Source organism: Anaerocolumna xylanovorans DSM 12503 (genome assembly GCF_900143645.1).
Taxonomy (GTDB): Bacteria; Bacillota; Clostridia; order Lachnospirales; family Lachnospiraceae; genus Anaerocolumna; species Anaerocolumna xylanovorans.
Map to the genome: position 1 here is coordinate 168,689 of NZ_FRFD01000009.1, position 19,368 is coordinate 188,056.

17 protein-coding genes and 1 other RNA gene are annotated in these 19,368 nt (G+C 39.1%); 3 read left to right on the forward strand and 15 right to left on the reverse strand.

Features of this window, described 5'->3' with window-relative positions:
- Positions 1–117: 117 nt before the first annotated feature.
- The 4 genes from BUF11_RS15730 to BUF11_RS15745 form a co-directional block, all read right to left on the reverse strand.
- A complete protein-coding gene (locus tag BUF11_RS15730; protein ID WP_073589807.1) occupies positions 118–534 on the reverse strand; it encodes an NUDIX hydrolase in 417 nt (138 codons plus the stop codon).
- A gap of 161 nt (positions 535–695) precedes the next feature.
- Positions 696–1,379 (reverse strand): DNA alkylation repair protein, encoded by a 684-nt coding sequence (locus tag BUF11_RS15735; protein ID WP_073589808.1) that lies wholly within the window; start codon positions 1,377–1,379, stop codon positions 696–698.
- A gap of 43 nt (positions 1,380–1,422) precedes the next feature.
- Entirely contained in the window at positions 1,423–1,827 is a 405-nt protein-coding gene (locus tag BUF11_RS15740) for a VOC family protein (RefSeq protein ID WP_073589809.1), read from the reverse strand.
- A 108-nt stretch (positions 1,828–1,935) separates the two neighbouring features.
- Complete coding sequence (locus tag BUF11_RS15745) at positions 1,936–2,484, reverse strand: hypothetical protein (RefSeq protein WP_073589810.1); 549 nt, start codon at positions 2,482–2,484, stop codon at positions 1,936–1,938.
- Positions 2,485–3,192: 708 nt separating this feature from the next.
- Here BUF11_RS15745 and BUF11_RS15750 point away from each other — a divergent pair.
- Positions 3,193–3,645 (forward strand): hypothetical protein, encoded by a 453-nt coding sequence (locus BUF11_RS15750; protein WP_073589811.1) that lies wholly within the window; start codon positions 3,193–3,195, stop codon positions 3,643–3,645.
- Between the two features lie 455 nt (positions 3,646–4,100).
- Here BUF11_RS15750 and BUF11_RS15755 read toward each other — a convergent pair whose 3' ends face one another.
- The 7 genes from BUF11_RS15755 to BUF11_RS15785 all read right to left on the reverse strand — a co-directional run bounded on the left by BUF11_RS15755 (position 4,101) and on the right by BUF11_RS15785 (position 13,369).
- The gene (locus tag BUF11_RS15755) at positions 4,101–4,337 is read right to left on the reverse strand and encodes a hypothetical protein (RefSeq protein ID WP_073589812.1); all 237 of its coding nucleotides are present in this window, start codon (positions 4,335–4,337) and stop codon (positions 4,101–4,103) included.
- 6 nt (positions 4,338–4,343) lie between these two features.
- On the reverse strand, positions 4,344–4,754 hold the full coding sequence (locus BUF11_RS15760; RefSeq protein WP_073589813.1) for a hypothetical protein: 411 nt from the start codon (positions 4,752–4,754) through the stop codon (positions 4,344–4,346).
- 252 nt (positions 4,755–5,006) lie between these two features.
- Positions 5,007–5,353, reverse strand: a transfer-messenger RNA (tmRNA) gene (ssrA, locus tag BUF11_RS15765).
- 177 nt (positions 5,354–5,530) lie between these two features.
- Positions 5,531–10,315, reverse strand: a complete 4,785-nt coding sequence (locus tag BUF11_RS15770; RefSeq protein ID WP_073589814.1) for a LamG-like jellyroll fold domain-containing protein — start codon at positions 10,313–10,315, stop codon at positions 5,531–5,533.
- 145 nt (positions 10,316–10,460) lie between these two features.
- Complete coding sequence (locus BUF11_RS15775) at positions 10,461–11,159, reverse strand: phage tail protein (protein ID WP_073589815.1); 699 nt, start codon at positions 11,157–11,159, stop codon at positions 10,461–10,463.
- Positions 11,160–11,245: 86 nt separating this feature from the next.
- A complete protein-coding gene (locus BUF11_RS15780; protein WP_073589816.1) occupies positions 11,246–12,709 on the reverse strand; it encodes a GNAT family N-acetyltransferase in 1,464 nt (487 codons plus the stop codon).
- A gap of 420 nt (positions 12,710–13,129) precedes the next feature.
- A complete protein-coding gene (locus BUF11_RS15785; protein ID WP_073589817.1) occupies positions 13,130–13,369 on the reverse strand; it encodes a hypothetical protein in 240 nt (79 codons plus the stop codon).
- 161 nt (positions 13,370–13,530) lie between these two features.
- Here BUF11_RS15785 and BUF11_RS15790 point away from each other — a divergent pair, with 161 nt between their 5' ends.
- Positions 13,531–14,085: a hypothetical protein gene (locus BUF11_RS15790; RefSeq protein WP_073589818.1), complete on the forward strand. Its 555-nt coding sequence runs from the start codon at positions 13,531–13,533 to the stop codon at positions 14,083–14,085.
- Positions 14,086–14,171: 86 nt separating this feature from the next.
- Positions 14,172–14,507, forward strand: coding sequence for a hypothetical protein (locus BUF11_RS15795; RefSeq protein ID WP_073589819.1), 336 nt, complete (start codon positions 14,172–14,174; stop codon positions 14,505–14,507).
- Positions 14,508–14,601: 94 nt separating this feature from the next.
- Here the strand turns inward: BUF11_RS15795 and smpB are convergent, their stop codons facing one another.
- The 4 genes from smpB to gpmI all read right to left on the reverse strand — a co-directional run bounded on the left by smpB (position 14,602) and on the right by gpmI (position 19,298).
- A complete protein-coding gene (gene smpB, locus BUF11_RS15800; protein ID WP_073589820.1) occupies positions 14,602–15,069 on the reverse strand; it encodes an SsrA-binding protein SmpB in 468 nt (155 codons plus the stop codon).
- A 30-nt stretch (positions 15,070–15,099) separates the two neighbouring features.
- Complete coding sequence (gene rnr / locus BUF11_RS15805) at positions 15,100–17,226, reverse strand: ribonuclease R (protein WP_073589821.1); 2,127 nt, start codon at positions 17,224–17,226, stop codon at positions 15,100–15,102.
- A 226-nt stretch (positions 17,227–17,452) separates the two neighbouring features.
- Positions 17,453–17,689: a preprotein translocase subunit SecG gene (gene secG, locus BUF11_RS15810; RefSeq protein ID WP_073589822.1), complete on the reverse strand. Its 237-nt coding sequence runs from the start codon at positions 17,687–17,689 to the stop codon at positions 17,453–17,455.
- Between the two features lie 64 nt (positions 17,690–17,753).
- Positions 17,754–19,298, reverse strand: a complete 1,545-nt coding sequence (gene gpmI / locus BUF11_RS15815; protein ID WP_073589823.1) for a 2,3-bisphosphoglycerate-independent phosphoglycerate mutase — start codon at positions 19,296–19,298, stop codon at positions 17,754–17,756.
- Positions 19,299–19,368: the final 70 nt, after the last annotated feature.

Here is a 19,368-nt window from a genome sequence, read left to right on the forward strand (position 1 = left end):
CAGGAGAATTCTAAAAAGACAAAAAAAGAAGTCAGCTGCAGCAGCAACCGGCTTCTTAAAATAAACCCTCTTTAACAGGTTTCTTATTAAGATCGGGTATGAATTGCGGTAATATATTTATTCTCTCTTCCGTCCCATCCCATAAATCTTTACCTGCTCAATCATATGTCCAATATTCCCTTCCCCTGCAAATCTGGCAGAATCAAAATAATTCTCATTAACATCCAGCCACTCAAGAGGATGTGCTTCTTCGCATAGTACAACTTCCGAGTTTAATTGTCCCGCATAAACTTCCACACAGCAGTTTTGATTGTAATAAGTAAAATCCATCATATGATTGAGTTGAATGTTAAATCGGTCAATACCCGTCTCTTCCTTCAATTCCCGATAAGCCGCTTCGTATCCATTCTCATTTTTCTCTATTTTCCCGCCTACCAGATTGTAAAGGCCCTTATACGGATCCTTCGTTCTTTTGCAGAATAGTAACCTCCTGCTATCCTGGCTATATACCATGATACAGTTATATCCTTGCATACATCCTCCTGTTTAGTGTGAAAAATAGAGAATATTTTTCACTTTCGATTTAAGCAGTTTCGCAAGTAAACTTGCAAAATGCATGGGTTTAGCATGAAATACCTCAAAAGCAGGACCGCACTTTTCCGATTATTAATATCCAATTTCAGAAATAATTCAAGTCATCTGTGATTATCTTTATTTCTTTTTTTAATAACAGCCGCTATCCAATTCGGAGCATAGGCGGAGGTGCAGCCTTTCGGCACTTTTAAATCCCGGTATACGCCCAGGGTTTCACCAAGAGTTATGCACCGCTCTGTAAATTGCGGATAGCATATCCCTACCTCGCACAACGCGTGATTCATAGCCCATTGTTTGCCTGGAGTCACAGTCTGCAATTCGGCTTCAATTGTTTCAAGAAGCTTCTCTAACGCTTCATTGGTTAATTCACCGTCCGATACTTTGTGAACAATTATATTCCAGCCAGCACGGCCCAGGTTATCCTCTCCCGAAACTGACCATTCTTCCGCAAGAATGTCGGAAAACTTAGTTTTGCAGATAACTTCGCCAACGAATTTATCAATGATATCAGGATAAGTTATTTTAGAAACCATATCCCTCGCTTCGTCTATAGTCAGCTGCTTTGCATCAAACAGCATACACGCGAGCCATTTTGCTTCTGTGTTTCCGCTATGCCAGAGCTCCAAGGCCAATTCGTGGTTTGTCCCCAATTGCTTTGCCAGTTTCCGCAGTTCCCCCAGTAAAACACCATAAGTGTTTTCACCCGCACCGTTCTTCATATACATCTGCTTTCGCTTTTCGTTGCTCAAACTGCTAAGAATTGTGAGAATTTCGTTTTTTGTCATTATTACCTCCTTTCCCAATGCTTTGCGTCTGAATAGCTTCTGCTTATTTCAAAACGGTAAACATCCAGTTGATACCAAACTTATCCTTTAAAGAGCCATGCAAGGCTGCGAAAAACGATGAAGTGAGCTCCATATAGACTTCTCCGTCCTGCTTTAGGACATCCCATGCCTTTTGAACAAAAGCTTCATCCTTTGTGGTGACAGAGACATACATATTATCGCCGCTCATGCTCTTTTCCGAGCTGTCGGCACACATAATCTCCATACCGTCCAATTGAAGCCGTGCATGTAAAACGAGTTCTTTGTCGCTTTCGGGAATAGTGAAGGCCGGATTCGGCGGCATATCACCGTACTTTTGAATTTCTATGGTTTTTGCATCAAAGGCTTTTTCATAAATTTTGATAGCCTCTGCACAGTTTCTGTTGAACATCAGATAATGACCTAACATATAAGGGCCTCCTGCTTTATTTTTATTCTCAAAATTTTATATGACATTAACTTGCCTCTTATTATTGTCTCCCAACTTTCATTTGATTAATACAATGGCGTGGCAGATTCATTCTGTTTCTGGACCGGATGGAAGACGCTGATATGCATCAGATTCATAAACATAATTCCAGACTTCCGCCATGAACTTTACAAAATTATTGTTATCTTCCGATATTCCTTCCTGGTCTATGTCAGCGCCTGTGCGGCAGGATATGTTTTTTGTTTCGCCATCCGAGATATATAGCAGTTCATAATATGACGGAGGTATGGACATAAAGCCTTTATCGGGATCGATTTCTTCAGGCAGGTCCTGGATGTCATATTGTATAAAGGCTTCATAAATCTTCTCTAACTGCTCATGAGAAAAAGAGAAGTCTGTTATTGCATCCGGGTCTCCCTCGCTAAAATAGTATGTATTTTTTATTGTGGAATTGAAAGTATCAACTTCTATAAAATTATGAATATAGGTAAATCCAAAATCATCAGGAATTTGTTCCGTTAACATTGACTGTAATGCGGAGGGGTCAGAAGCTGTTGATGATCGATCCGCACCATTACACGCACTAAAAAGCAAAGCAGGTATTAACAGCGTCATCATAATCTTGACTCTTTTCATTTTTATCGTGCTCTCCTATCATTCATTATGAATGCTTTCTCATTTGTATGCGAATAGTTGTCCTAAAGATGACTGAACATATGTGTAAATTATACCATGCTTTCCGGGTATCGCAACAACTTCTTTAGAGCTATTTTCCCAAACTTGCTATTCTACGGCCATCCCTGTTTCTTTCGGAAAGCATTTACGTTGACCGTAGTCTTGGCTCCCCAATCATCATCTAGTTTCAGGCCGGAATTGATTTTTTATTCAATACTATTTATACCGCTATAGCGACATAGGAGGTTACATGTCCGGCATAAAACGTATTTACGAAGTGACTTTGATAAATGCCTCTATTCTTAGAATCCCCCTCCTTGCTTTGCCCAACCTATCAGAATATATCTTAATGAGCTTATTTCTATTAGTCTTTTGTTTCGGATTGTCTACCCATACCCTAAATGAACCTCTCACCTCCAACTGTTCACAATCTTTTCAATAACCCTTCATACCAGGGACACATATGAACGGTATACTAAGTTCATAAGATAACAACAAGGGTCCCCACCTTGCTGACATAAATTTTTTTCATAAACCGGCCAGTAGGATAACCTGCTGGCCACTCCTCTGTCTAAAATTATACCTTCGCATTTCAAGTCACCGGCTTTCTATTGTAACAATAATGCAATTTCTTGATATATTATATTAAAACTAATTTCGAGGCGTTAAATGCTACATGTCAGCCAACTAGAGATGTTATGTCCAATTGGCGCATATCCTCCCAGAAACCTAAATGAAACAACAAATGAAACCGGCCAGATATATAATTTAATTGAGCTGCAACAAATTGTATATCTTTATGGTGCTTTATTATCTACCATTCCTTCGGGACAATCAATACCGCAGCCTCCACCAACTCCAAGATCAGCTTCGGACAACGACGATTCCGCTCAAGGAAAATATCTGCCATCCGCCACTTGCTTAGTAGAACACTGGTCTATTATTAATTTAATCGCATCATCACCAAATCCTCCAGGCCCGTATCCATTTTTCTTTTTTCTAACAGGTGCAAGTATTTTTGGCTTGGCAGGTTTTTTATGGATTACTCAACTACCAACACAATTCCCTCTTTATGTATTTATTCCACTTTCGAATGTTTCTGGCATTTCTTGCATCTATTAATATTTCATGAAGATGAACCTGCTAAAGTCCAAATACCTCCCGGGGAATTCTTAAGAGAACGCTTAATGAATGATATTCATATTAAATAAAAAATCCCTGTCCCATAGAATCCCGACTTCATTGAAAGCCTTATTCTATCGGTGTTTCAGCGATTTTTGCATTATAGGGTAGTTGATTTTGGATTTCTGTTGAAATTAGTGCATCATACAAAAAGGTAATGTAAACGGTTGAGGGAACAATTTTTAGAGGTATATTTTACCATTTCAATCAAATAATGGTCGGTATGATTTCCTACAAAAATTGCTGATACTTCCCACTTCGGACTGGCATCTAGTTACCCCTTAATGTCCCGTCCCTAAATTATGACAGGGATGTTGGGGATAAAAAAAGGGAAGGCAACCGTTTAGTATACCTTGCCCATCTGATATTTATCTTTTCTATTCATAAAATTTAGGTTAATCAAATGAATGTATATTGACTTTTACATAATTTAAGAAAAATTCTTTAAGATACTCAATATTATTACAAAAGAAAGCTTTTATATCTGTATCATCCCCAGTGTATGAAGCCCATAAATATTGGATTTTTGATGATATCAAATATTCACCACAATTAAATAAAGCTTCTTCCATTGCATCTATATTAATTTTATCTGCAAGGGCGAATTGCTTCCATTTATCATCTGAATCCATTTCTATTCAGATTATTAATACCCGTATTTGAATTAATGGATGGTATTCTTTGGGAACATCTTCTAACAAGTCACTATTAAAAGCATCCGTTACTATTAAACACTTATTACCATGGAATACTATTCCTAAATATACATTCAAAAACTCACAAACTCTTTCAAATGTCAAATTTTCTAATAGAATATCCTTTTTTGTTTTCTTATCATACAAAAAAACATTATGTGTTTTCCCAAAACTGATTCCAAATAATACAAAAAAGATACTACTTAATAAAACTAATAGAACTGTAGCAATAACAATCAATAATTTATCAAAAGTAGTATTTACATAGCTAAGTCCCCACCATAAAAATACTCCTGCCAATGTAAAAATTATTAATCCAATCACTAATATATGCCATTTGGTAACTTTTTTCATAATTTCCTACTTCCAGTTCAATTTTAAACCCAAGTGTATGACGTATAGCTAAGCCTCTCTTCAGACAGTGAAGCTATTCTTCTGTATTCGAAGTGACATAATTCTCCAACATCAGTCTTTTAGGCATTTCGGCATCTCCTTAAATAAAAAAATTGTAGGAAACCCTTGTCGGACACCACCTTTAACCGATGATAGTCGGACACATCCCTACAATTTACAAATGCTAAAAACCCTTGATTTACAAGGCTTCATTAGTGGAGCTGAGGGGAATCGAACCCCTGTCCGAAAGCCCATTCATTGCAGCATCTCCCATCACAGTCAATCTTTTGTTTATTCCCTCCGTCAAGCGCCGATTGACAGGCTCATGACTTTGGTAGCTTCATAATTCTTTTATCCTCTCAAAGCTTTGAAGACAAAGTGCCTTGCTAATTTGATGCCGAGGTCTTAAGCCGCAAGAATCTTAAGTTCGACAGCTGCCATTAGGCAGCGTACGCTAAATTATCGTCTGCGTTTAATTTTAATTCTAAGTTGTTGACGCGGTCCTAGTCCGCGAATGGCTTCCGCAACTTCAAAACCCCCGTCGAAACCAGTACAACCCCGAATATAGGATTCTTATGGTTTGCAGACTTTCTAAAGTTATACTTATAATAGCTGTAAGACATATTATAACCAGCAATTGTGTCTAAAATGTGTCCAACGGAAGGAAATCAGAAAATAATTGTATTTTTCTGACTTCCTTCTGCTTAACTGTTATATGCAATATGAAATAAAAATTTTTACTTGACTGCGGTCTTACTGCTGCGGATGATGGTTACAGCGTATATCTTATAATGCTTACCATCCTCTGCTACTACTTTAATATAAACATTATTTTTTCCGGTTTTTAATGTTATCTTTTCCTTTTTGATAACTTTTTTGCAGGCAGAATCGGAATACACTCTCCAAGAAGCATTTTTACTGACAGCAGTATCTAACGTTAAAGATGTCCTGGTATTTGGCACCGTAATTATTACTTTACTTCCTTTGACCTTTGTTCCGTTTAGCTTTTGCATACTGCATTGTGCTGATTTCTTAATGGTTTGATTAAGGAGAACGGTAAAGGTGCTGAAATTTTGAACACGGAATTTAAGTCCGTAAACACCCTTTACATATTCCACTACCTCACCTTTTATTATCTCTTTATTCCCATCGCTATGTTCAATGAAAATCGCCAGTCTGTCTAAGAAGGCCTTTCTTTCTGCTGGATTGGTTGGAATTGTAATTCCTTCAAGGGGTAATACTAATTCAACTGCCGCAGAGGGCATATCGGTCTCTACTATCATCGGCTTTCCGACAAGAGTAAAATTATTTCCCTGCATCATTTTTATTACCAGACTGTTATCCTTTGCCCTGCCAAGAATCTCTTCGCGCTGTTTTTGTTCCTTCACCGGAATGACCTGGAAATATAAGTCTTTATCCAATTTATTGTCCGCCTTCTTCAAAGAAGCATTCGGAACACTGATTTTTACATCTTTTGTATTGATCTTTAAATTGATTTTTCCATCTGATAATAGCTTCAGGGATTTTTTCGGTATTGTAACCTTAACCTCTGCCGCTTTACCGCCGATATCCGGTATTGCAATTCTTGCTGTATCTCCTTTTTCTTCCTGAAGGCGCTTAATCGTTTCCTTTGTGCCTGCTTCATCATAAACAACATTATCTTTTATGGTTCCATCAGCCTCTGTCGTTCTTTCAATCCCGACCTTTGCAATGCTTTTATCATTCTTGCCATTGGTTACATCCAGAGTGAATTTCTCTGTTGATTTTGATTCTTTGGTATTGCCAGAATCAGATACAGAGGGCGCAGACACCCCACCGGTATTTTCTGATACATCTCTAACCGTAATTGTAAATGCCTTCTCAAAATACAAATGGCCGGCATCGGTCACTCTGATACGCACCGTATAACTGTTCTTTTTTTCATAATCAGGAACAATTGCTGCCTTTAGTTCATTTCCTTCTATCGTAAAGCTGGCATTATCAGTATCTCCATTTCCGCTTACCAGCGTATAGGTAAAAGTACTTGCAGCATCCCCATCGACTGCAGAAAACCTCCCGATTACCGTACCGGCTGCACTGTTCTCCTCAATGGAATTTTCCGATAAAGCAATGTCCGCAGGTGCTTCATTTACATCTGTAACGGCTATTGTAAAGGCTTTTTCATAGAATAAGCCGCCGTTATCAGTAACCCGGATTCTTATTGCATAGCTGGATTTTGTTTCGTAATCCGGTGAAACTGCTAATTTCAAACTGTTTCCGTCAATTGTAAAACTGGCATTATCACCGGCTCCGGCTCCATTTACCAAAGAATATGTAAAGGTATCACCTGTGTTTGAATCAGCTGCATTTAAAGCTGCAATTATAGTTCCGGCAGAAGTATTTTCTGCAACACTGTCAGCGGAAAGCAAAATATTAGTCGGTGCGTCATTTCCATCCAGTATCAGAATATTAAACTGCTTCTCAAAGGTATAGCTGCCATCACTGACACTCACACGAATATTGCAGCTGTTCTTGGTTTCATAATCCAGTGCTGCTGCAAGCTTCAATTCATTAGCTTCAATACGAAAACTTCCATTATCGGTATCTCCTGTACCTGGCACCAATGAATAAGTATAGGCTTCTCCATGATCCGGATCGGTACAGTTAAATATTCCAATCGTTGCCGCCACCAGTGCATTTTCTGATATTAGGTTGGCAGATAATGTAATATCCGTTGGAGCTTCTTTCACATCCGATATGTTTATTGTAAATGCTTTCTCATAACTTAAGCTGCCAGAATCGGTGGTGCGAACACGAATACTGTAGCTGTTCTTCACCTCATAATCCGGTGAAAAATTAAGCATAAGCTTATCACCTGATATGTAGAAAAGTGCATTATCCGTATCTCCTGCACCATTTACAAGTGTATATGTAAAAGAATCTCCAGGAGTATCCGCACTGCTTAATGTCCCCACCGGTATACCGGCTGCAGAATTTTCAGGTACCGAAGCAGCAGACAGCATAATATCCGTTGGAGGGTCATCACTATCCGTTACACTGATTGTAAATACCTTTTCATAATATAAACCGCCATTATCCATCGTTCTGATACGGATGCTGTAACTCGGTTTTAATTCATAATCAATAGTTCCTGCTACCTTTAAAACATTTCCGCTAATGCTAAAAACCGCATTATCCGCATCCCCTGTGCCTGCCGCTAAGGTATAGGAATAAGTATCTGCCGTATCCTGATCTGTTGAGCTAAGTGTCCCGACCACAGTACCAACCGCACAATTCTCTATTACGCTGTTACCGGAAAGTGCAATATCAGAAGGTGCATCGTTTCCATTTATAATAGTAATTGTAAATGTTTTATCGCAGGTATGGGATGCACTGTCAGTAACCCTTACGGTAACACTATAGCTGCTCTTTGTTTCATAATCTGCTGCAATATTCAACTTCAGCAGATTTCCCGTTATCACAAAACTGCTGTTATCATCCAAACCACCTGGAAGCGAATAGGTCAGAGACTCCCCTGAATCAGGGTCTGTTCCCAAAAGAGTTCCTATCACTGTCCCCGCTGCCAGATTTTCTGCTATCGAAGAATTGGATAGGGTAATATCCGTCGGTGCTTCATTCACATCTGCTATAGCAATGATAAAGGCTTTCTCACAGAAAAGGCCACCATTATCCGTCATCCGGATTCGTACATTGCAGCTGTTCTTTACTTCATAATCCGGTGCTGCTATTAATTTCAGCGTGTTGCCTGTAATAATAAAGCTTGCATTATCAGTGTCTCCGCTGCCCGCAGTCAAAACATAAGTAAAGGTATCACCTGTGTTCGGATCAACTGCCTCCAAAGTACCTGCTGTCCCATTGATGACATTCTCGTCAACCGAACCGCCGGTCAATGTAATATCCGAAGGCGGGTCATTGCCGTCTGTTACCGATATGGTGAATACCTTTTCAAAGGTTAAAGAACCACTGTCAGTAACCTTTACCCGGATACTGTAGTTGTTTTTAACCTCATAATCAGCGACTTCTGTAAACTTCAATGTATTCCCGATAATCGCAAAGCTGCTGTTGTCAGTATCTCCGCTGCCGCTTACAAGAGCATATGTAAAGCTGTCTGCACTGTCAGGATCAGCTCCCGTCAGATTCCCAACGGTTATTCCTGCCGCCGTATGTTCATTTACATTGGCAGCCGAAAGGAATATATCCATCGGTGCCTCGTTCACATTCGTTATATTAACCGTAAAGTTCTTATCGTAATTGTTCGTTCCATCTGAAACCCTTACTGTAATTGAATAACTGCTTTTAACCTCATAATTCGGAACAACATTAAGCCTTAATTCATTTCCTGCAACCGTAAAGGATGCATTATCATCTAATCCTGCCGGAAGTGAATAAGTTAAGATATCTCCTTCCGGATCCGTTCCTGTAAGGGTACCGATTACCGTCCCCAAAGGACTGTTCTCTGCAATGCTGTTATTACTAAGGCTCAGACTAGTCGGTGCCTCATTGACATCCGTTACCGATACAGTGAATTCCTTCGTATAGGTTAGGCCAGTCTCATCCTGTGTCCGGATGCATATTGTATAACTTGATTTTGTTTCATAATCAGGAGCTGTGATAAACGCCAGATTACTGCCTGATATCGTAAAGTAATTGTTATCCGGATAGTTTACTGAATCCACCAGAGAATAGGAAAAAGCTGTGCTGTCCTCATCTGTACTGCTTAAGCTTCCTACCGCTGTGGAGTTCTCCGCAACGGAAGCATTACTAAGTGTTATATCAGAAGGTATTTTAAAATAAGTACTACTCATGCCGGAAATCAGGGTTTGATTTAATTGCGAATTATAAAGTATCATATCGTCCATATAGCCGTAAAACCGGCTGTCACCCGTACCGCCAAGCGTAATACCAAAATCTATCGGTAAGCTTCCCAAAACAGTTTCCTGACTCTCTATACCATTAAGATATAGTTTAAATAAACTACCGTCTCTTACAATAACAACATGATACCACTTCCCCGGAGATATACTATTGGACCATACATCATGATAGCTGCTGTCTGCCATATAAATATTTAAGTCCAGTCTTTTACTGCCATCCGGATTATATATCAGATTAGCACCATTATTAAGCATGGCAATACTCTGCATTGTTTCATTTTCATAGCTTGGATCAATATAAATCATCATGGACAGAGCATAATTTTCCCCTGATGTTATGGCGTTACTTATATAATAATTAAAATCATAAAAGGAAAGACTTCCGAGACCTTCTTTTGCATTATTGGAAAACATGGCATTTCCTACCGGATTATTTGCCATGCTAACACTATCATACTGATAGCAATAATCCAGAGGTGCGCTATTCTTTTCATCAGCTGTGTTGTTCTCAAACCTCCATCTCGATTGATAATCTGAAGGAATCTCTGCAAACACCCTGCTACTATCACCAACCAGTACACAAACAACGACAAACACCACTGTCAAAAATATCTTAAGACACGCCCTGTACCTTTGCAATATCTTCATCCATTTTCCTCCTTCTATAATTTAAACTCTATAATAAATGCAATTCATTGCTACACTTTATGATTTATGCAGAAATAAAGCAGAGTATTCGATATGATGCAGCAGAGCCTTAAGTTTATATCCGGCTCTGCTGCTGATACTTTTGTTACTGCCTGGAAGGAAATAATCCCTGTACACAAATATAATAATTTATTGCCAGAAAAGGATAGGTAATACTTGCCAAACCATTTACTGCCACCGGTACGGGATTTCCAGCCGGTGAGGAAACATTACCGGCTGCCGTTACCGTAACGCTGCCGGATACTGATGCAACAGAGCTAGAAGCAGCCATATCAACATTCTTTGCCCCACCCGTGCGGTAAATATTGCTTGCTGCAAAGGGAGCCTGTGCGGACTTTGCCACTCCAAAGATTGCATTCTCAGCAGGGGTATTGGTCGCTGTTCCGGTTGCGGTGTCCGTGGTGGCAGGAATTGAGGTTGTCACGGTGGCTGAACCATTGATAAAGTCTGCCGTTACCGGAGTACCGGTAAAGGTGTGTGTATGTCCCGGTATATTAGCCGCTGTCAAAGCAACGTTGGCAGTGACAGAAGCCGTTCCTCTCCCATCACTTGTAGCATTGCCTGAAGTTCCCACCGGAAGGGTTTGGCTGCAACCAAGAGGGAATCTTCCTCTTAAATTCGGCAGCGCAAAGTTTGTTCTTCCATCCCCGCCGTAGTAATTTCCAATTAAGGCATATAATGCCTGATACTGTGCAATGGGAAGAGTTCTTCCGTCGCAGAGCATAAATCCCTCCGGTTCAAAGTTAATTGCCCATGGGATAATCATCCCCAAATAGAAATCCATACATATCCTCCTTTGTATATTGCTATTTACCATAAACTGCTGTTAGCAGTATGATATCAAGATAGAGTGGTACAACTATGCTGCCTTTAGATGGGTTGGCAGAGCATCTCACAGGCAGGTCCGTTATTATGAACCATACAAAAACCCATGTTTTTATAGAATTCATATGCTGCATTATTAAACCAGAATACTTGCAAGGATACTTTCTTTCCTTGAAACTTCGCTTTTTTAAGAATATCCCCTACAACATGGCTTCCAATTCCTTTTCTTCTGCAGCCTTCCAATAATCCAATCTCAACCAGCCTGATTTCTGCACCCATGTCAACATATACATAACCAATCGGAATTCCATCAAGTATAATGATACTCCGTTCAAGATTCTGATATTCCCGGCCAAGATGCGCCTGCTCCTGCTCAAACTGGTGCTTTAACAGCATATCTGTTTGTCCTCCCGGTATACTTTCAAACACTGCAAGCTCCGGATGAATATCTTTGAAAATATGAAAGAGAATCTCCTTATGGGCTGTTTTAACTTCTTCTATGAAAATCCTTTCTGCATTAATTTTCTTTTTTATACAACGATGCACAAATCCAGGATTTTCGCTGATTTGATATCGAAACCCTATCCCCATTATTTCGTTATTATTCCAGTCAATAGATAATACTCTTACCGGAAGGGTTAGGGAACACTGGTTGTAGGTAAGGCATGCCTCCTTATATACCTGAATATCCGTCATCAGACACAGCACATTATAGCCGCCTTCAAGCTGTTCCGGCACATCAATTACTTTCTCCTCAAAAATATTTCCGGTTTCTTTATCCAGTGTAAATACTGTTCCAAGGGAGTGTATAAAACTTTCTCCCATAGCATTGCCCAGGATATATTCCCGTTCCTTCGCCCTATCAATTAATGCAGCTGATATGGTTACTTTTTCAGGAATCAGTATTCCGCCCTCTCCTATCAAGGGTGAAAGCCTGCCTGTAATAGCAACTTGAGGTTCCTTTTGAAGTGCACTGTTCATCGTCTCTGTTACCATCATATGTATTGGTATATCCTGCTTATTTTTATATTCGGTCAGATCATCCTGAATAATTCCTGCCACATATTCTTCTATTCCAAGCTCATGAATTACTCTTTGAAGACATTCCAGGCTATGTGAATTAATGTCCGCAAAGGTAATTTTTATCTCATCACTGTTAAAAAAAGTTGTAAAAGGTACCAACAATGTTCCAAAGGGTCCGCATCCTGCATAAAAAATATGAACTGTTCCGGAAAAATGCTTCCGGCAATCTAATATTGCCTGATAGATCCCACGCAAATAAGTACACGTCCTCATAAATTCATTAACACATACGCCAGCCCAATACGTTGCAATAGCTTTGCCTTTTGGCAGATAAATCGTCTCTTTACTGGCTGCATTTTCTGTTACCATGGCAATTTTTGAGAAGAAATGATACATTTCTTCTGCTCCACGTTTCAGTTCCCCAAAATCACTCTCTTTACTTAGCAGAATATCAGTAATTCTATTCAGTTCATTTTGATTTGACATAATATACCTCATGAATTTCACAAGTTACTTGCGATATTGCCCAAATAAAAGTTTGAATAATGCATCACCTTTTTCAAACTATCTATTTCAATAAAAATAATACATTTTTATCCAAGTTATTTATTTACATTATAAGACGTTTTATCCATATATGGCAAGTAAATTTTTAAAGAATTATTTATACTTTATTCAAAGTATATACATATATGAACGGTATAATAATTATTGTAAACACAAGAGAATTCTTGGTTAAATAATTTTTTTCATAAAAAGGGCCGCTGTAAACTTATCCGCATAATAAGTTTACAGCAGCCTTTCCTCCTTTTATGGAACTTCTTTTTTTCTTTCTGATTTTAATTTCACCCTCCCTGGCAGGATTTTCAATCCTCACAAATGCTTTTAGAAACTGATTATAGATTTTTATTTTTTTAGGATAACTTTCACCAGTCTGATCCCCTCCGGAAGATCTTTCTTCATTCTCATTGCCCGGTGAGCCTTGTCAATTAACTGTTTTTTCGTATCCTCCGGGTATTTTTTATCAAATTCGTATATGTATTCCTTAGGTATGTCCTTCAATGCCGCATCAACCAAAGAGCCTCCACTTTGCAGATATTCTAACAATGCTTCTTTTAATATATTTTCATATTCCTGATATTTCATAATAACTCCTTTTCCTCATTTCATCTTTTCTGACATTAGACCATTATATGCAGCAAACTCTAAAAATTGCCCTCTCTTTGCCAGAAAGATATTTTTCACATGAAAGCAGTCCTTCTTTCATAACATAAACTATAAAAGACAGTTTCCAATGAGGTATCACTTTGGATAATAATAAACATACCGGATATTATTCAAAAGAAGATTTAAGAAATGTATTGCGGCAATACTTTTCTGATTATTCCATGTGGATGAGATTTCTGATTGTCAGCAGAGTATCAAACCTGGGGGATCAGGAGGTCATTCTAAACCGGATATTGGAGATACCTATTGATTTGTCCGGGCTATTTCAGATATATTATGACAAAGAAATGACAGATGTCTTTGAAAATATATTCAGAACACACATAAAACTTAGTATTGATTTGGTAGAAGCTGTAATTGCCGGCGATACTGCAACTTTTAACCGTACAATGACAGTTTGGAATGCCAACACAAAGGCTCTTTCCTCACAGCTGGCCCTTATGAATCCCTATTGGGAACAGCAGCAATTGGAGAATTTATTTTCCTATCTCTTATCCATGACCTTGGAAGAAGCAACAAAAAGAAAGAATATGCAATATGCAGATGATATATACCAGTATAATAACATTGAATATTTTGTTCTAATGATAGCTGACATCTTATGGAATGGTATGGTGAAAAAATTTTATCCTTAGCCCGCTTTCATCACAAAAGAAAAATAACCGACATATAATACTATATAAATGTGTCGATTGTTTTGACAATATGTATGGAGGTGGCTATGGAGGGCATCAAAGAATTCATAAATGATACCTGTGCCGAACTGAATGTGACATTAACTGTCAGAGAAAGAGATAATGTAGGATGCATTTTTCGCAGAGAAGAATTCTGCCTGCATATTGGTGAATGCAAAAAGGTTTGCTACGGAAACGAAATGAATCCTTTTCTGGACTGTATATGTGCCTGCTACTGTGATTTTGGCCAATGTGCCAGCACAGAGCTGGCAGTCAGAAAAAGGGGCTGTGCCGTTGACAGATTTATTAACAACACTCCTAAAATATTCTTTCTCAATGCCGGACCTTCTATTGTAATATCCTCTTTGCACTGGTGCCGTTAATCCTTCTAATAGAAAAGAGCAACCTGTACTTTTAGGTGATAAGCCTGACTGCTTTTTCTGTCTGGTTTATCACGTACGGGTTGCCCTTTTATAATTAATACAGATTCTTAACCTTAAAGTCTTTCTCTGCTTCTCTTCTCTGGTCCTTCTTGGCTATGTCATCCCTCTTATCATAGAGTTTCTTTCCCCTGGCCAAACCGATTTCAACCTTCACAAGGCTGCCTTTTAAATAAACGGTCAGCGGCACAACGGTATAGCCCTTTTGCGCCACTTTTCCCATAATCTTATTAATTTCATAATTATGAAGCAGCAGTTTCTTAATCCGAAGAGGGTCTTTGTTAAATATATTTCCCTTTTCATAAGGGCTGATGTGCATGCCATAGATGTAAACCTCTCCCTTCTCTATGCGGATAAAAGATTCCTTTACACTGCACTTACCCATCCTTAAGGACTTTACCTCGGTACCGTGCAGCACGATTCCCGCCTCAAAGGTATCTTCAATAAAGAAGTCAAATCTGGCTTTTTTATTATTTGCAATCATTTTGATACTGTCTTTTGCCATATACTCTATCTCCCGATTTATTAACTTACATTATTCTTCTACCAGCCGAAAATCAATGACCTTCTGCCATTTATCCGTATCTGCGACTTCAACCCTTACCTTCTGGCCAAGTTTATAGCTCTTTCTGGTATGCTCTCCCGTCATGGAGTATTTCTCTTCATCATAGACATAGAAATCATCCTCCATATCCGTTACCCGGACAAGTCCCTCCACCGTATTGGGAAGCTCCACGTACATGCCCCAATTTGTTATTCCGGAAATCACACCGTCGAATTCTTCTCCGATATGATCACTCATATATTCAACCTTCTTAAGCTTTAAGACATCTCTTTCGGCATCGTCTGCTCTTCTCTCAGTAATGCTTGCCTGTCTGGCTACATCCGGAAGTATCTTGTCGTAATGGCTGTACCGCTTATCACTTAGGTTTCCTTTTAAATTTTCTTTTATAATGCGGTGAATCTGTAAATCCGGATATCTTCTGATAGGTGAGGTAAAGTGGCAGTAATACTTCGCTGCCAGGCCAAAATGCCCGTCACTCTCAGCAGAATACCTGGCCCGCTTCATGGAACGGAGTGTGAGTCTGCTGATTAATGCTTCCTCCTGTGTACCCTCTATCTTTCGCAGAAGCTTTTGCAATTCTTTCGGGTGAATATCCTCCTGAGTGATACGTATGCTGTAACCAAAGTTGTTAATAAAGATACCAAGTTCCTTGATTCTGTCGGAATCCGGATTCTCATGGACACGGTATACAAAAGGTATCTCCTGCCAGAAATAATCCTCTGCTACTGTTTCGTTTGCAATCAGCATAAAGTCTTCGATTATCTTGGTGGCCTTATTCCTGTCATAGGGCTTGATCTCAATGGGATGCCCTTCTTTATTTAATACCACTTTGCTCTCCGGGAAATCAAAGTCAATGGAACCCCGTTTTCTCCTTTTCTCTCTTAGAATTTCAGCAAGCTCCTCCATTAAAAGAAACATAGGAACCAATTCCTCATATTCCCTTATCTCTTCTTCATCCTTATCTTCCAAAATTTTCTTTACACTGGTGTAGGTCATCCGCCTGTTTACGCAGATAACGGTTTCTGCAATCTCATGTCCAATAACATTTCCTTTTTCATCAATATCCATGATACAGCTTAGGGCCAGTCTGTCGCTTCCTGCATTCAGGGAACATATCCCATTGGACAGCTTATGAGGCAGCATGGGGATTACCCTGTCAACCAGATACACACTGGTTCCCCTGCTTAAGGCTTCCTTATCAAGAGGTGTATTCTCTCTCACATAATGGGAAACATCCGCAATATGAACACCAAGATGATAAATACCGCCTTCTTTGGAAAGGGTAATGGCATCATCCAGGTCTTTGGCATCTTCTCCGTCTATGGTTACAGTAGGAAGACTTCTTATATCTTTTCTTCCCTTAAGCTCCTCTTTCTCTATTTCTTCTTCTGTCTTTTCAACCTGCCCTAACACTTCCTCCGGAAATTCAAGGGGCAGATTATAAGCTGCGATAACCGACTTAATGTCAACACCGGGATCATTGATGTGACCCAGAATTTCAATAACCTTTCCTTCAGGGCTCTTTTGCTTATCACCGAACTTGGTTAACTTTACGACTACTTTGTGTCCATTAACCGCACCCTTGGTATGCTCCTTTTGTATAAAGATATCCTTTCCGAATTTCGTATTATCCGGTATGACAAAACCGTAATTCTTACTTTTTTCAAAGGTACCGACTACAGTAGTATTGCCGCGCTCTAAAATACGAAGGACCTCTCCTTCTTTTCGCTTACCTGTTTGCTGACCCTTAATGCTTACGAGCACCTTATCATTATGAAGGGCACCCTTTGTTCCATTCTCCGGTATAAAGATATCTTCCTCTTCCCCTTCAATGACAACAAAGCCAAATCCTCTTTGGGTGCCTGTAAAAATACCTGTTTTCGTATTATTATCAGAAACCCTGTATTTTCCTGAATTATCTGCCTCAATTTTGCCGTCTTCCACTAATGCTTCCACGATTTCTCTGAAATCATTCTTTTCATTTCTTGGCACTTGCAGAATACCGGCCATTTCCTTTAATTTCATTGGTTTATATTCTGTACTGCTTATAAATTCAAGCAGAATTTTTTTTCTTTCTTCTAATAATATTTTATCCATATATCCTCTTTCTGCTTATTCAGACTTTAACTCCATACTGTTGTATTATTATCAATAGTATACCATAATTCTCCTGTATTTAACACTGTATCTTACAGAACTTTATGCCATCCTTAGCGGAGGTTTTTTATTTATAGAAAATTCGGAAGATTTTCCATAAATAAAAGCACCCCATAAATCCGCCTCGGATCCAGGGATGCTTCCATTATCATACTTTTAAGTCTACTTATATTATGTTTAACACTATGGATAAAATAAAAAATACAGTACTAAGAGCGATGGTTGCTTTTAATAAGCCACCTTCCTTGGATCTGCTTCTATTCTTACCCCAATAAGTATCTGCTAAGCCGCTGATGGAACCGGAAAGACCGGCAGATTTGCCTTCTTGTGCTAATACACATACAGATAATGCAATGCATGCAATAACAAATATAACTGTGATGATTATTTTTAATACTTCCATTAAGACACCTCCTAACGCACTATTTTGATTATAACACAGGCTGTCTCAAAAGACAACACTTAACTTATTTTTTAATTAACAGTGATTTTCCTGTCATTTCAACCGGTTTTGTCATTCCCATCATCTCAATAAGAGTAGGTGCGATATCAGCAAGGCATCCGTTTTCTCTTAGACCATATCCCTTATCATAATTTACAAGGATAAAAGGTACCGGGTTGGTGGTATGAGCTGTAAAGGGTTCTCTTGTCTTATAATCAATTAACTGTTCTACATTTCCGTGGTCGGCGCAGATAAACATCTGACCGTCAACCTTTATCAGAGCATTATATACCTTGTCTACACATTCGTCAATTGCTTCCACTGCCTTAACGGCTGCTTCTACGATACCGGTGTGTCCTACCATATCCGGATTTGCAAAGTTAACAATAATTACATCGTATTTTAAGGACTCAATTGCTTCTGCCAGCTTTTCTGCAACTGTATAGGCACTCATTTCAGGCTGTAAATCATAAGTTGCAACCTTGGGTGAGCTTACAAGTATTCTTTCTTCACCTTCATTAGGAACTTCCACGCCGCCGTTAAAGAAGAAGGTTACATGAGCATATTTTTCGGTTTCTGCTATTCTTAACTGTTTTAAATGATTTTCAGCAAGGAATTCACCAAAAGTATGGTCAATGGATACCTTATGGAATGCAACTAATTTGTGTTCAATGGTGACATCATACTCCGTAAAGCATACATAGGTTAAATCCATTCTTCCCTTTGCTCTTTCAAATCCCTTGAATTCGTCATCACAGAAAGCTCTTGTTATTTCCCTTGCGCGGTCAGGTCTAAAGTTAAAGAAGATAACCGAATCCTTTTCCTTAATAACAGCAACGGGTTTTCCATTTTCCTTTACTACTGCGGGTATTACGAATTCATCGTTTACTTCCTTATCATAAGAAGCCTGAATAGCTTCTGCGGCACTTTCTGCCTCTGCTCCTTCACCATTAGCTAAAGCACGGTAAGCCTTTTCTACTCTGTCCCAGCGGTTATCGCGGTCCATTGCATAGTAACGTCCCATAACAGAAGCTACCTTGCCGATTCCAAGCTCCTTCATCTTCTCTTCCAGAGCAAGAACATAGCCTTTACCGGAGGTAGGAGGTGTATCTCTTCCGTCTAAGAATGCATGCACATACACATTCTTTACGCCCTCTCTCTTAGCCATCTCTAATAATCCGTATACATGTGTGATATGGCTGTGTACACCACCGTCTGAGAGCAGTCCGTATAAATGCAGGTCAGAGTTATTCTCCCTGCAATTTTCCATTGCTTTCTTTAACGCTTCGTTCTTAAAGAAATCACCATCTTCAATTTCTTTTGTAATTCTGGTTAACTCCTGGTAAATAATTCTTCCTGCACCCATATTCAGATGCCCTACTTCTGAATTACCCATCTGTCCGTCCGGAAGTCCAACTGCCAGGCCGCTTGCATATCCCTTTACCCATGGATATTCAGCCATTATTCTATCCATTACCGGCCTTTTTGCTAATTTTATTGCATTGCCCTCGGTCTTATCGTTTAAACCGTAACCATCTAATATCATTAATACTGTAGGTTTTTTACTCATATGATACTCCTTTTCCGAAAGCTCACGAAAGATGAAGATCTTAAGTTGCATCAGCACACTGTGAGCCTCA